12 protein-coding genes and 2 pseudogenes are annotated in these 15707 nt (G+C 33.8%); 1 reads left to right on the forward strand and 13 read right to left on the reverse strand.

From position 1 onward, the window contains the following. The 5 genes from DXB73_RS09985 to DXB73_RS10005 all read right to left on the reverse strand — a co-directional run bounded on the left by DXB73_RS09985 (position 1) and on the right by DXB73_RS10005 (position 3631). Positions 1–852: an HAD family hydrolase gene (locus DXB73_RS09985; RefSeq protein ID WP_347559533.1), complete on the reverse strand. Its 852-nt coding sequence runs from the start codon at positions 850–852 to the stop codon at positions 1–3. Between the two features lie 338 nt (positions 853–1190). Then, the gene (locus DXB73_RS09990) at positions 1191–1793 is read right to left on the reverse strand and encodes a HEPN domain-containing protein (RefSeq protein ID WP_118691016.1); all 603 of its coding nucleotides are present in this window, start codon (positions 1791–1793) and stop codon (positions 1191–1193) included. Next, positions 1794–2819, reverse strand: a complete 1026-nt coding sequence (locus DXB73_RS09995; RefSeq protein ID WP_118691017.1) for a ParA family protein — start codon at positions 2817–2819, stop codon at positions 1794–1796. Between the two features lie 99 nt (positions 2820–2918). Further along, on the reverse strand, positions 2919–3254 hold the full coding sequence (locus tag DXB73_RS10000) for a hypothetical protein (RefSeq protein WP_118691018.1): 336 nt from the start codon (positions 3252–3254) through the stop codon (positions 2919–2921). A 41-nt stretch (positions 3255–3295) separates the two neighbouring features. Continuing rightward, the gene (locus DXB73_RS10005) at positions 3296–3631 is read right to left on the reverse strand and encodes a helix-turn-helix domain-containing protein (RefSeq protein WP_118691019.1); all 336 of its coding nucleotides are present in this window, start codon (positions 3629–3631) and stop codon (positions 3296–3298) included. Between the two features lie 94 nt (positions 3632–3725). Here DXB73_RS10005 and istA point away from each other — a divergent pair. Continuing rightward, a pseudogene (gene istA, locus DXB73_RS10010) lies at positions 3726–4340 on the forward strand (IS21 family transposase); the annotation flags it as partial. A 68-nt stretch (positions 4341–4408) separates the two neighbouring features. Here the strand turns inward: istA and DXB73_RS10015 are convergent. From DXB73_RS10015 to DXB73_RS10055, 8 genes and pseudogenes are all read right to left on the reverse strand, one after another. Next, positions 4409–5652, reverse strand: a pseudogene (locus DXB73_RS10015) (IS256 family transposase). A gap of 115 nt (positions 5653–5767) precedes the next feature. After that, positions 5768–8506, reverse strand: a complete 2739-nt coding sequence (locus DXB73_RS14695) for an ATP-dependent RecD-like DNA helicase (RefSeq protein WP_207665555.1) — start codon at positions 8504–8506, stop codon at positions 5768–5770. 363 nt (positions 8507–8869) lie between these two features. Next, entirely contained in the window at positions 8870–9067 is a 198-nt protein-coding gene (locus DXB73_RS10025; protein ID WP_182448303.1) for a helix-turn-helix domain-containing protein, read from the reverse strand. Beyond that, positions 9048–9545, reverse strand: coding sequence for an ATP-binding protein (locus tag DXB73_RS10030; RefSeq protein WP_118691023.1), 498 nt, complete (start codon positions 9543–9545; stop codon positions 9048–9050). Before DXB73_RS10030 ends, DXB73_RS10025 begins: the two co-directional genes overlap by 20 nt. A 209-nt stretch (positions 9546–9754) precedes the next feature. Further along, positions 9755–10510, reverse strand: coding sequence for an NUDIX domain-containing protein (locus tag DXB73_RS15175; RefSeq protein WP_347559534.1), 756 nt, complete (start codon positions 10508–10510; stop codon positions 9755–9757). Further along, a complete protein-coding gene (locus DXB73_RS10045) occupies positions 10510–11142 on the reverse strand; it encodes an HD domain-containing protein (RefSeq protein ID WP_118691024.1) in 633 nt (210 codons plus the stop codon). The genes DXB73_RS15175 and DXB73_RS10045 overlap by 1 nt, the downstream gene beginning before the upstream one ends. 316 nt (positions 11143–11458) lie before the next feature. Continuing rightward, positions 11459–13426, reverse strand: a complete 1968-nt coding sequence (locus DXB73_RS10050) for an ATP-binding protein (protein ID WP_118691025.1) — start codon at positions 13424–13426, stop codon at positions 11459–11461. A 60-nt stretch (positions 13427–13486) separates the two neighbouring features. Next, entirely contained in the window at positions 13487–15691 is a 2205-nt protein-coding gene (locus tag DXB73_RS10055; RefSeq protein WP_118691026.1) for a hypothetical protein, read from the reverse strand. Positions 15692–15707 lie beyond the last annotated feature (16 nt).

The following is a 15707-nucleotide window of genomic DNA, read 5'->3' on the forward strand; positions in this document are numbered from 1 at the left end:
CTATTGCTTATAGTTTGCTTCAAGCCATCTAGCAACACCATCTTCGTCATTCGACAAAATCACCTCTGTGGCATATTGTTTTAAATCATTGTGTGCATTTGCAACAGCATAACTTTTATCAGCCATTTGAAACATGTCTATATCATTTTTTCCATCACCAAACACAATTAGCTTTTCACAATTCAACATGCTTTGTAATTGCCTTATAGCATTTGATTTTGATGCTTCTAACGGCATAATTTCTAACCACTGTTCATTTGTATAAATGTCCGTCTGATATACACAATGATATTTCTCCTTATATTTATCATACAAAGGCATAAGTTTTTTCGGCGCATCAATACAGGTAATATAAAAAATATTACCCTCTTTCAACTCAGGCAATGAATTTACCTCATTTGTTCGAACATCGCCTTTACGGCTTTCGAGAAACCTATTCATACCCTCTGTACACATTTTTCGCACAAACGAAAATTTTTCCACCCCATTAATGTATGCGTAAACAATAGGATACACGTTATTGCTAAATAAATCTTCTAGCACGGAATGTACCGAATCATCAAAATAATTAGCAATTAATATTTTTTCTGTAATATTATCAATCACAAAGGCTCCATTGTACACAATCAACGGAATTTTTGCATTTATTCCTTCGGTCACTTTTTTAGCTGTAACTAAAGAACGAGCTGTAGCATAGGAAAAAATCATCCCTTCTTCAACCAATGAATTGATTACTTGATTTGTGTATTTAGAGGTTACTTCGTTACTTCTCAATAATGTCCCATCTAAATCCGAAACATACAAATCACTCATGCATTTTCCTCCGTCAACTTCAAATTTTTTCTTTCTCATTGTACCATGCACAATTTCAATATTCTACTTATATTTTTTGAAGATTTAATTTAAAATTCCATTTTAGGACCATATTTTAACAAGTTGGTGATTATCCTGACGCCAGCACAATAAAATGTGTTTAGTAGCAAATTAGTAGCAGCGGAAAAGAAAAAGTCCGGGAACGCCCTGTTTATAAGGTTTCCCAGACTTGTGGATACTATTCAAACTCTTGGGCGGAGAGATTTATCTGGCTGTTTCTTGGTACACATTTGTGTGTGTTATTCTTCATATTCATCTTATTTCGCATTTATGTGTACCTCACCTAAAATTTTTAGAGCCAATTTGGAGCCATTCTTCTAAGAGACACAATCATATATTGCTTGTCCTAATTTAAGGATGTAATCCCGTATGTCAATTACATCTTGCAAAAATATATCTTGTCTTCTTGAAAGACTGTCTGTATAGTCTCCCTCATGAACTATTTGATTTCTTCTAATTACAATATTTCTCAAATATGTTGTACAGTCATCTTTAGACATTCCCATTAGATTTGATATTTTCCCCCATTTATCATTCTCGTTCCATATATAAGATAATGCATCTGCAACCTTACTTGGATCCTGAAAAGCTAAAAATCCATGTTTCAATATTATCTTTCTTTCAAATATTAAACTTGCATCTATAATATTATTAATCATATCTCCATATGTCTGTATATCTATTTGAAATGTATTATACTTCGGTGTTGGTGTCCTATTTTCCAAGAAAATCTCTACCATTCCAACTCTTACTACATCATGAACAAACTTGTCAAATGCCGATATACATTGAACCCATTGCCACCTCAATAAATCACTAATATCAACTGGTACTACAGAATGTTCAAAATAGTTGTACAAAGTCTCAACATTTTGCGTGTCTTGTACAAGTTTTACAAATCTTTTATGTGATTGCAACATTTATATTAACCTCATTATTGCTTTAACTATTGTATCATATATTTCATCAAACATCTTTCTTTTTTCTTCCATACTTTCATAAACATTTCCCACCGTTCCCATATCCTCCTTTGTTAGTGCAAATACTGGAATCATTGCCTCATTTGCCCTTTGTATCAATGCACCAAATTCTGGAATTTCTCCTAAACATCTGCTATTAATTATTCCATCTTGCACTAATCTATCAATATCATAAACCATATCATCTTGCGTTAGCTCTTCCAGAAAATCTGTTTCAATATAATCTTTTATTTCTTTAATCTTTCCTGTATAGGGCTGTGCTGCTTTATGATTTCTTAAATTGAAACGTTGTATAATAACTCCTATAAATTTCATATCACATCTTGGCAACGGATACGATGAATCGGTAAATAATTCCCTACTTTGAATTGCCCATTTCTTCCATTTGGGCAATACTTTCTTTAATGTTTTTAATGCCATCACTGAAAATGAATCAGGGTTAGTTGGAACTATAAAAGCATCCGCATACACAAAAAAAGTCTGATTAATTGCACTCAATCCAGGATTCATATCTATAAATACATAATCAATTTCATACTTTTCACAACATTTCTTAATTAATTCATAAAAGGCACCCGGCAGATTTTGCAAAGTAACTATTGCATTGTTACTATTTAAAGCAAGACTTAAGGCTGAATCATATTCCGACAAATCCATATGTCCTGGTATAATAAACAATTTATTATTCTTTTTATGGCAAGGACACTCTATTGCTGTAATTGGTTGCGGCCTTCCAGAAAATGCTACACTAACAGCATCTTTTATATTCATTAACTTTGTTGATTCATTTTCATAATATTCATCAAACATATCTCCTAAAAACATGCCAGTTAAATTACATTGAGGATCACCATCTACTAGTAGCACCTTTTTATTTTGTTGTGACATCTTCCACGCAATATGAAAAGTCGTGGTTGTCTTGCTTACTCCTCCCTTATGATTAAATAATTCAATTATTTTTGCCATATATGCACCTCCACTATCTTAATTATATAGTCATATTTATCCAATATCTCTCAATTTATTTACAATAAATATAGTTTAATATATCATTCATGTTGGTTTTTATACACTCGTTATATCAATTTCAATAGGATTTCCCCATCGATCTACGCATTTGATTAATAGAGTTCCATTTATCAAAGTAAATATCTGATATTCATTTGTATATTTACCATAATAATCTCGTTCAAATTGCGCATCCCCAATTATTTCAATTGACGAATTATTTGTTTCAATTCGAGGTACTACCTTCAGAATATCATTATACCGAGTTTTTCCCATAGATGATACTAAAACTCTTGCCTCATGCATATATTCATTCTCCAATTTAAAATGCATGTATTCTCTAATTGCACATTGTGAATTTGCAAAGGTACTAACATCAACTCTTTCTCCCAAAATAACACCTTCTTTCTGTATAATCTTTAAAAATATTACTATTATTTTTTTCTCAATACATTTGAAACCGTTGATTGGGATACATCTAACATGGCAGCTATTGTTTCCTGGTTTATTTTCTGTTTTGCCAAATCCCTTATAACTTCATTTCTTTGTGCTACTGATGCAATCTCCGGTAATTTATGAATGGTTTCTGAAACCACTCCAGATACCGTTACACTTTTAATAAGTGTTGTTCCATCACTTAACACAGCTCTTGCGATTTTGGCACCCGTTTTTTTATTTGGCTTAAACGCTAAGGATACAACATCTGACATTGATTTACCCACGTTTTTTAAATCTGTATTCTTAAACACATTCATTAAATTTGCAGCCATAATTTCCTTCCCGCTTATTACTTTAATATTAAAATAATATTAAAGTAATATTTTGTCAACTACTTTTTCAACTCTCATACCTAAAAAACTCCCTAGCCATCATCCGGAATTTCAGGAATATTTTGACCGCAAGCAGAAAAATTTCAGTCACAATAAGTCAACGATGCGTTTTGAAACTCCTCTCGGACAACAGGCTCAGCTGGATTGGAAAGAATCCATCAAATTCACTCTGAAATCCGGTGAAATGATCAATGTAAATATTTTTGTCCTGATACTGGCAGCTTCCAGGTTTCGAAAATATCATTTATCACTGGCCAGATCGCAGGATGTCCTGTTTTCGTTTATTGATGATGCATTTGAAACTTTTGGCGGAGTACCTGCGGAACTGCTTACAGATAACATGAAAACGGTTATGGATGAACCGCGGACAGAGTACTCAAAAAGAAAAGTAAATGGACGTTTCCAACACTTTGCTTCTGATTACGGATTTGCAGTAAAACCCTGTATTGCCGGGCGTCCACAAACAAAAGCGAAAGTAGATGCTCCGATGAAGCTTTTAGATGAAATCTATGCGTATAATGGTCTGCTTGATTATCAGGAACTGAATGAGCTGGTTCAGCGACTGAATGAACGGATCAATCATCAGGTACATCCGGGAACCGGGCGGAGACGGTGTGAAATTCTTTCTGTAAATTCAGATCTTCTATGATACTGGTATGTCAAGAACACCCAGAAAATCTGGGTGTATATTTACTCTTGACGATTCGGCTTTTATTGCTATATTGACATTCGCTCAGGGTACATAATCTCGAGTTCGCCACGAACTTTGCCCCAGTTGCGGATTGACATTGTCCACTTTTTGGCCATCTCAAAAGTTCCTAGGTATAGTGTTTCATTAGCGCCTGGGAACTCGGGAATACGCTTCTCTGCTTGTTTAGTCTGCGATAGCATGAATTCAGCGATTCAATGGCATTTGTGGTATAAAAAGCAGTACGGACCTCTTTGGAAAATTTGAAAATCGGGGAAATTGCATCCCAGTTATCATGCCAGCGGTTCATGGCACTCGGATATTGTCCCGACCATTTTTCTGTAACGGTTTTTAACTGCCTTCTGGCAGTTTCTTCATCGGCAGCTGTATAGATTGTTTTTAAATCTTTAGCAAAAGCCTTCATATCCTTGTTTGCAACGTATTTGAGTGTATTTCTTACCATATGCACTATGCAACGCTGCTGCTCTGTTTTTGGAAATGCTGTAGAGATTGCATCTTTGATTCCCGTTAATCCATCAGAGCAGAGAATGAGAATGTCCTGGACTCCACGATTTTTCAGACTGTTCAATACAGACAACCAATATTTACTGCTTTCATTTTCTCCAACAACAATACTTAAAACTTCTTTCATACCATCTTCGTTGATACCGAGAACAACATATGCGGCAAGTTTTCTAATTACTCCATCATCACGGACAGAGAAGTGTACAGCATCAATGAAAACGATAGGATATACCGCAGATAAAGGACGATTTTGCCATTCTTCGATTTTAGGAAGAAGCTTATCTGTAATATCAGATACCATCCCTTCGCTTACTTCAAAGCCTTAAATATCCTCTATCGTTTCTGAAATCTGTCGTGTGGTCATTCCTTTTGCATACATAGAAATGATCTTGTCATCAATCAAAGAAATGTCTTTCTGACGCTTTGGAAGCACCTGAGGTTCAAAGGAGCTCTGTCGATCCTGAGGAACATCGACCTCGAACTCCCCATACTTGCTACGAACAGTTTTTGGCTTTGTGCCGTTTCGGTAGTTTGGCTCGCTGGATCTTTCGTAGCGATCATAATCAAGATGACTATCCATTTCTGTTTCAAGCATATCTTGAATCGTTCCGGACAGAAGATCCTTTAATGCTTCCTGAATATCGTCAGCGGACTGAATATCATACTCCTGAAGCAATCCTTGAATCAGATTTCTCTTTCCCTCAGTCATTGGTTTTGGTTTGTAAACTTGTTTTTTTCTGTTTGCCATAATAAAAGGCCTCCTATGATTTAATATTTTATCATAGAAGACCCGTATATTGTCTAATTTACAGAATTTTTTTCACAGGCTCAAAATTTTAGCTGATTCCATTTTCTTATTACAGTTAAACATTTTTATTTAATAACTTCAACCCTGAATGCCCTGAAAAAATATTGGCATCATTCCTTGCATCCATCTTTTCAAATCGACTAATAACTCTCTGCTGTGACTCCGGACTCCAATATATTCTTAAGTTGTTCCTTGCTCTAGTAATTGCAGTATAAAAAATATTATGTGTAATCATTTCATCAATATCTTCAGTAATGACAACTTTCACTGATTCATATTCCAAACCTTGTGCCTTATGAATAGAAACAGCATATGCTATTTGAAATGGAACTATAGTTTCTATTTCGGTATCATTATCTTCGTCTGAATCTTTACTCTTATCTACATAAAATTTTATTACAGAATTACCCAATTCATTCGGATTTAATAGTTCCAACGCAACATCTTCTATATCGAATTCACTAATAACTTTATCAATTTCAATCGAAAACCAGATTCTATCACCATTCTTTTCAAGTTCGATATCAACAATTTTCCCCTTAAGATTATTGAATAATACCGGTGAAAACCTCTGACTATCATTAAAAAGAATCGGATCCCCGACTTTATATGTCCACAATCCCCACCGGACTCCCTTTGATGGATTATTATTTTGTAAAAATCGATTAATATTATTGATTCCATAAAGTCCATTGTAGTTTAAGCATAGAATAATTTCATCGCTAGAACTTCGCTGAAAAATACTCTCGTTCAACACAGAGGAATAACCATAATTTACAAGATGCTCTGTAACATCTTCCTTCAAAGTCCTTACTTTCGTCCACAATTCAAGCAATTCGCTATTCTTTGCTCGAAATGGCGTAATTAATTTATTCCATGTTTTTTTTGGCAAAAAATATTTTGCAAGTGAAAACCAATTTCCAAAAGATATTGCCTCTATTTGATAAGTATCTCCTACCAAAACCAATAGCTTATAATTTGCCTTTTCAAGAACTTTGCGCATGTCAGAATTGCTTATCATGCTACACTCATCCATAACCAACATGTCATATTCAACATTCACATTGTCTTTTTTCAAAAACATTGCAATAGTAGAAAAATCACAATTCTGTGCTTTCATTTTTCGTCGAAGGTTGTCTACAGCAGGATTCGTATTTGCAAGGAATAACTTTGTTCGTTCATCAAACATTTGTGCTATATGATTTAATAAATATGTTTTTCCAGTTCCTGCCGCACCATATATGAGTGCCACTTTCGAATCTACAAACATTTCTTGCAAAATTTTCTTTTTCTCTTCACAATTAACGGTTTCCGGATTCTCGTTCATCCAGTATGTAGCAAAGTTACAATATCCTGAAATACCTTCTTTTGATAAGTCTATTAATTCCTCTAATATCCGTTTTGTATCTTCATAATGTTCATTAATATACAAATAATTTTTTCCAAAACGACACAAATCACGTGAATGATGCTTTTTGTATAGTCTACGATTATGATCATTTATCAAGCAATCAATATCACCGAGATGTGCTACTTCCTCTACTTTCGTATATAAAAGCCCATTGGAAGTGGTATTAGTCTGTATATACTTTGCCAATAATTGTGATTCATTTTCAGATTTTGGGATACATCCAAAAATATCCTTCATTTCAGGATTATGCCCAATTAATGATGTACAAAACGGCATCGTTTCAAATGGTATTGAACCATGTTTGAGATACAAGTTAGATAAAGCGCTATTCTCTTCATTGCATATCTGGCTCTTAATTACTTTATTTCGCATAATGTATGATAAATATCTGACAACATTTGCACCCGGCATATTATTCAATATCACATTCCTTGCCTTATCCAAAGCATTATAAAATTTCACTGTTCTAGCATTCTGTAATATCCGAGATTTAGTCGCCGCATATTGTACATCAGAAGACATGATAATATCCGTAATGCTTCCACCTGTTTTAGTTAAATAATTCATTAGTCCATGATATTCGGCAAGCCCTTGATTCATTTCAACAGAACAACCAAATATTTTTGCAAAATTATTCAGTTCACATGGTCTAATAGATACTTGATAGTCATTTAAAATATTGACCGGCATTTGTTGATTCTCTACGGTAATTTGTTTTCCTCGTATATCAGCCATCACAGCATAATGATCAGGAAGCATAAATTTTGAAAAAGTAATAAATCGATCGAATTTACTTCCTACATCATTAGCCGGTATTAAGGTATTCTCATAAATTATACATTGATCAACTATTACGGGTTTTGACCTCAGCACATAAAGTCTTTCGCTTCTTTTATAATCTATAACATTGTATATTTTTGTAAGACAATTTTTTACTGCGCGATAATATCCAATTACCGCCTTGTCCATATTTATTGGAAATTTTTCTATATTGTGCAGAATATCTAATCCATGCTGTTTTTTTACAAACTCACGAAGCATAATATAATATTCATAGTATTTTAAGGTAAGACGCTCTGCTCCATCTGCATCAGGTGTATAATGTGATTTAGATTCCTGTAAAAAGCCATGAAATTTTCGTAGAAACAAATATTTGTTATCATGTTTTATAAACTCTAACGCTTTAGGAATAGTTTGCCAATCAGCCATAATATCGGCGCCATTACTATATCCTTTTACTGCAATATGCTCTACAAGATTTCGTGATTGCGCCAAAAGATTTTGAGAAATAATATCTCTTGTCACACCGGAAAACTCCAGCAAATCAATATTACTACAAATAGATCGGTCTATATTCATTATTTGTTCATCAATATATGGCATCCTCATCATCTCCTTTATAAATTAGATTTGTCTATTCAAGACACCTTTTTCTCATCTCTAAGAACCTTTGTACCCGAAAGATAACTCTGAGGCATCTCATCCAAATCTATATGTAACATATAAATTTTCCATCTCTCCAAATTATATCATTGCAATTTTTCAACGACCAAAATGTCTGTTCCGTAATCGTCCCACCTTCAATATTCTTCAGTTTTCATGTTATCTATTTGTATAATACTATCACATATTATAGTAAAAATCAGTTCCTTGCCTTCGACACAATTCGACATATAAACGATATTTCTATATGTCGAATTATAAAAATTGTAACCGTCTCTCCACTTTCTCCATTCTCCATGGCATCTACCTAATACGATATGTCATGTTATTAGTATTCCCTTCCGCTTCAACAACCCCAAGCTCAACCAAAGTCTTCATGTAACGCCAGGCAGTTGTACGTGATTTTTTGGTTATTTTCATTACTTCCTGAACTGTAATCTCTTTTTTTATTTCTAGTTCTCTGATAACATCCACTAATTTTTCAAAATCCTTTAGTTTCAAAACTTGTTTCATTTTGCAACAAGTTATCATTTTCCAGTTCATATTCTTCCAAAATTGCCGGATGAATCGGAATCCTGATCCTCATAGCTCGTCTGTTTTCATCTGTAAAAAATTCTGCTCGTGGAGATCCGTTCTTTTCCAATTCTTCTTGTATTGTTGGAATACCAGAGGAATGACCTTCTGACAAATCCAATTCTTTCAAAAATTCTCCCAATCTTCTGTTACGATAGTATCTTGAAACGAAGCTCTTACCTTCTGCTATCGTCTTTTCGGAAATGGACCTATCAATTCCCGGAAAATTCATAATGTTAATACAATCTGGCTCTATCTCAATTGTCACCGGCTCACAGGACATATTGCCATGTATAATCTCATCCAAAACTCTTGTAGTTGTTACAAATTCAATTTTTCTTGCATTATTAGTAGTTAAACGATTTTCTTCTTTGTAATTTTCATAACTGTCAACAACATAATTCATAACTAATCCCTCCGATTTTACTATTTTTATGTATAAAAAAAGCTACCCTCCTTAAATTTACTTTAAGGACGATAGCTGATAGCTTCGTGTTACCACCTTAATTCATCTATATCGCACAATATAGACCTTAGCAAGTACGGAAATCTCTTTCGATACTCTGACGCTATAATGGGCGTTCCCAATGTAATGACATAGCAATCTTCTTAATATTACATCACAATTTCACTATCAAAATATTGTTCCTGAAAATGAAGCTGTTGCCTAATCTCATCTTTTGAAAACATCATTCCGTCAGGCACAACTACCCACTTTTCTTCTATATCATCTTTTCTATGAACAATAGCAATAATTTTACCTGTAAACTTGCCTACTGGTTTATTTACACCTAATATATAAGCGTCCTGCTCTTCTCCATCTGGTGCCATAACTCCTTCAATATAACCATAATTTATTGGATAATACATATCCTTATATTCAGGATGATAACTTCCTAATGGTCTATCGACTGTGACAGTTACTGTTGCTCCGACTATTGAATTACTTTTAATCCATAAATACTTTTCTATCAATTTCGGCTGTATTAACGGATATGTCCAGTTCTCAGGCAAATCATCCATAAGCACAACTTTCTCCATTTCGCTATGTAATTCTTTCGCAAACTCTGTTATCTCTGCAAAACAAAGCAGTCCAAATGTTTCCTCACCGGTATCATTTACTCTAGTCTTACCTGTCACCGAATATACACATATCGATTTTATCTCAAATTTGATAGCTCCAGTCTCTTCCTGCAACTCCCTTTTTGCTGCTTCAAAAATATCCTCCCCAGCTTCTCTATGCCCTCCCGGCACTTCATATGTATCTCTTTCTTTATGCTTGCAAAATACCCACTTGCCGTTACTCTGTGAGATAATCACTGCAAATTTCAATAGTTCATCATTAACTGTATCATAAAACTTTACTTCCATCACTTTTCCCCTTCCCATTCCAGCATGAACTCATTCAGAAATTCCTGCATTACAACCTGTCTATGTTCTGCCAGTTTCTTTCCCTCAGTCGTATTCATCATGTCTTTTAACAAGAGCAAATTTTCATAGAAATGATTGATGCTTGTAGAATCTTGATTATTCCGATACTCTTCTTTGTTCATTCCCATTTTAGGTTTTATTTCCGGATCATAAATCTTTCTTCCCCTACTACCATATGCAAGTGTTCTGGCAATTTCAATAGCTCCTATAGCATCAAGTCTGTCTGCATCCTGCACACATTTTCCTTCTATGGTGTCAGGTACGACTAAATCAGCTCCTGCAAATGAAACTTCATCTATAATTTTGCATACTGCCTCTATCCTTTTACCATCTATTTTGTTAATTGTCATAAAATCAACTGCATTTTTCTTGGTATCATAAGTGTCCGGAGAAAGCTTAATATCGTCCACATCATGTAACAGAGCCGCCAACCACACTGTTTTAACATCTGTATTTTCCTGTTTTGCGATTTTAATAGCCAGTTTATATACTCGTATCGTATGATAATAGTCATGACCACTACTGTCTCCCGAAAATATACTTTTTATAAATCTCTTTTCATTATCTGTCATCTTTTCTCCTAATCAACCTAGCAACGCAATATATTGATTTATGAAAGTCATACTCACCCCACAAATAGAGCCAAACCAGAGCCATTTGATAAGGCAAATGCCGGAAACCCGCATAAATACAGGTTTTCGGCATTTTAGTCCGCTATTCAAACTCGGCAAGTCATCGCTTTATCTTAAACTATTTTGTTTAAGTTTTATTTGAAATCTGTGGATATTTTACTTCATTTACATATTTTGTTTTGGCTTACTGATTTTCTGTTGCCAAATCGTTGCCACTTCATTATAACATTCACACAATTTATTGCAAGGCATTAATTTATTGTTCATAGGATTCTTGCAATTCCTCAAATCCTTCCGAATTGTTTAAATACATCATTAAATCCTTTAGCAAAATCATATTGCATACGTGTTCTCCTGTATTAGCTGAGTGCAATTGATGAGTCACTCCATGATATTGTCGCAAACTTTCATTTCCATCAACCACTAAAGATTCAATAATAAAATTATCCCTATAACGTTCTCCCGCTTCCCATGCAACCACCAAATCAATATCACTTGTATTTTTCAACCCGGAATCTATATCTTCAACAAGTCCGTCAACCGAAAATTTATATTCCAAAACCTGTGGTCCAGACACAATCTCCTCTTTGTCCTGCAGCATTTCATCAAGTACGTCCTCCGAAACCCCCAATGGATTATGCGTCTTATCAAACAACTGTACATCTCTATTATTTGAAATCACAATTTTAAATAAACTATCATAAGTCGTCCGTTCATTGGTTGACATTATTCTAATCCCACGCACTACTCCACCTGCAATGAGCTGATTAAATAATGCAATAACATCCTGCTCACGAGTTGGCACTGATGTAATTGCAATTTTTTTAACTGGATCAAAGAAATTTGGATTTTCCAATTTCAATGGACATTCCTGTTCATGTTGAGTCATTTCATCTTTCCACTCAGAAAGAACCATTTGACGACGCAAATCAGGTGCGGCTCCTGTGTTCGCTTTAAAACAGGTTCTTACTTTCATTAAAGGTTTGTCCATAAGCTTACGGCTAAGCTCTTTTCCCAAATCTGTAATTTCCTTTTTAAATCCCTTTCTTCCCAAATCAGCAGAACAATTTTCAAAATGAACAACAATATTTGCTTGTTTCTGGCGTCCAATATTTTTCGTCAATGGAATTTGAATCAATTCCCCCTGTGGCATATTATTTGCAGCTAATTGAATTCCTCCATATAATACATGGCTACCTTTTCTAATTCCTATTGCCTTATCTATCTTATCCCATACAGATAAAGAATAAACATAGGCAAAAATCACTGTTACATTGTATTTTTTTACCAATTCTATTTCCTCTTTATCTAGCGGCAATTTTTCACATATTTCATCGCAATTCCACTTGTCATACACAGCATCTAAATTAGAAAATTTTGCTGGCATTTTACTTCCTGGAACAAAACGATTTTTCTTGTATAAATCATCCATTTTTGCATTAATATCGTCCACTTTTTGTACTTTGTTTAAAAATTCTATTACACTCAAATACTCCGGCGAATCTTTTTCAGCATGGGTCATCCTCTCTTTTTTATCTACAACTTCAATAACAACTTTTACATCCGACACTTTATTTATCTGTCCCAATCCAGTTTGAACCCTTAGCACCTTGAGCCAACTATCGGCATTATCTAGTCCCATCCACGAAAGGTCTTTAGGATAACTTTCAGAATCACATTGTATCGTCATAGAAGTTCCACGGTCTATGGTATCAAACCATGGATCTTTTACATTTTCATTATCCTCTACCACCTTGGGATTGTCCGACGGTGATGGATCATCCAACCAACTTCTTGCATCTTTCATCACGCCACCGGCTTTAAAATCTGGTGTTTTAGTATAGATTTGAATATAATTAAATCCATATGCTAAATAGGTTGTGCCAACTCCTTTATGTCCACGAAACCCATCCGGTTTAAAAGAAAAATTAGGTGCTAAAAATTTCATATATTCTGACTCTTTAAAACCAATACCATTATCCGTTACAGATATTGTATTTTTCATCAAATTAATAGTTATATGAATTTCTCCATCGAATTCTTCTTTTTCTTTACGCTTATCAATAGCATCTAAGCTATTTTGAATAAGTTCACAAAAGGGATCATACCAACCCACATATGAATTTAAAATATTTCGTATTTCTCTTTTTACCGAGCTAATCACAGCCTCCTCCGATCCTCCATATTTTGTTAATAACGGATCAAACGATGTCAATTTACCCATTTTATTTCATCTCCTTTATTCTTTGCAGTATTAATGATTCTATTCATACCATTGATATATCTATCTCAAGTTTCTTACCGTCTGATATAACCTGTGTAGCTCAACAATGTCCATATCTAGAATAGGTTCATACATAAATGAATTTATGTGAATATGCTCTGGTGTCATTATATTTACTTCATTCAAAATTTTTATCTCTTCATCATTACCAAATTGTCTAAATCCATTGAATAGTTGCCTTGTCTGATTATTACTTTCATGAACAAATTCAATAAATTCCGTACTCCCCCCCACATTATCTTGTTTATTTTTTGTCCATCTTAATTGACCAGTATAATTCCCTATTTGTTGAAACATGTATTTCTCTGCTTCATGACGTATACCGATAGATAATACAATTTTATTCTCTAGTTTTGTATCTTCCGTTGTAATATTGTCACAAACCAAGCTAAGCTTACTCAACACTGTAGCACTTTTTTCTACTGATTCTCCGAATTGGTTTACACCCGCATATTGTTGAAACAAAGGTTCAATATCTCCAAAGGTAATTCCCATCGAATCATCCTTTTCATGCAACAATGATGTTAAAAATAAATAATCACTTTCAGTATTAGAAATATTACGATCCACTCCAAACTCAATCAAATTTCTTACAAATGGTAACAATGCAAAAATATATTTATCAGTAGGTTTATTTTTCCAGTTTTTAAATGGTTTATCCTGATAAAATTCTTTTTTCAATTTCAGATTATTGTCAGAACACTCTGCTACAAGTCGATTTTCTCTAGCAACAGATAATCTGCCTGCAACAGTCCTGTAAAAATCAAAATTGTGTGTCATAATCAGCATGTAAATATTAGATTCTTGTGCTAATTCATATAAATATTCTATAATAGCATATTTATTCTTATAATCAAATGAATCTGCAATATCATCTATAATAAGAATAACCTCTTCTCCTGTACTCTTTATCTGCTCAATATCAAAAATAATATTTAATAAATATAATGCCCTTTTTTCACCTTGACTCAGTGTGTCTAATTTATCAAGCTCGCTTCTATCAACAGCTTTAACAACATCGCCTTTAGTAAACGAGAATTGAACCTGTGGCATACTTTCACCTATGATCGCACCTTTCAGATTAACAACTTTCATAGTAAACGGAACTGAAAAACGTTGTTCAAATATATCTAATGCTTCTTTCCACGGTGTACTATCAATCTCAAGATTATCTATTTCATGTGAAAGCGAATTATATTTATCACGCAACTCGCCAAACAAAATATTATTTTTCTTAATATACGATCCCCATAAACTCTTTTTCAGGTCTATCAGCTTATCTACTGCAAGATACTCAATTATTTCAGGATTAACTTCTATAATATCCTTTAACGTCATTCCTTTTGAATCGCTAAGGAGATTTTCAATTGCTTTATACGCCGGCATTTGTTGTATCTTTGCTTCAATTTCATTAATGTGTTGTTCTAATGCATCAACACTGCTAATAGGTTGTTGGCCTGAAAGTATTATCTTATTATCCTTTGAGAAAAAAGCATCTTTAAACAACGCCTTTTTCAAATCTTTGAGCTTAGGTAATGTAAGATTTCCCTTTTCTAAATAATCGAATGAATCATATATTTCATTTGATGCAGACACAAAATCATAAATGCCCTCTTGAAACTTTGTATCCATAATTTTTTTCAAAACAGTATCATCAAATATCTCCGAATATTTGATATTTCCACATTCTATTTCAGGCTCATAAGAAGCTAGTTCGTCTAAATTTGAAAGTATATCTTTCTCCGCAAAGCCAAAATCTTCTACAATTGCAGGCTCTAATTCATATACGCTTTTACCCAAATATGTCTTCTTTATTTTTAATCCTGAGTCCTTTTCTAATGATTTCAATAATTTTGTGCGAATTTTAAAAACATCCTTTAATTGTGTCTGAACATCACCTCTAATAAGTAACGAAGATATGTCTGCTTCGTATGAATTTTCATACGATTTAATAACAAATACTTGTTTTTTACTTATGTCCTGGCCATCAATCTTCACTATAGCAGAACCTTGATTTCCAAATATTGCATCTGAAATATCACTACTCTTCCCCTTCTGAATTAATTGAAAAGTTTTTGCAAACGATGTTTTCATAAGTCCGTTTCTTGCATATATAGAAAAAGTTCTTCCTTTTTCAAAGCTGAACTTATAGTTCAGCGAATCAATCCCAAAGCAATTTGATAATTCTATTTCCAATTTATTCATTATATTTCCTCCCCAC

Source organism: Clostridium sp. OM05-6BH (assembly GCF_003481635.1).
Lineage (GTDB): Bacteria > Bacillota > Clostridia > Lachnospirales > Lachnospiraceae > Butyribacter.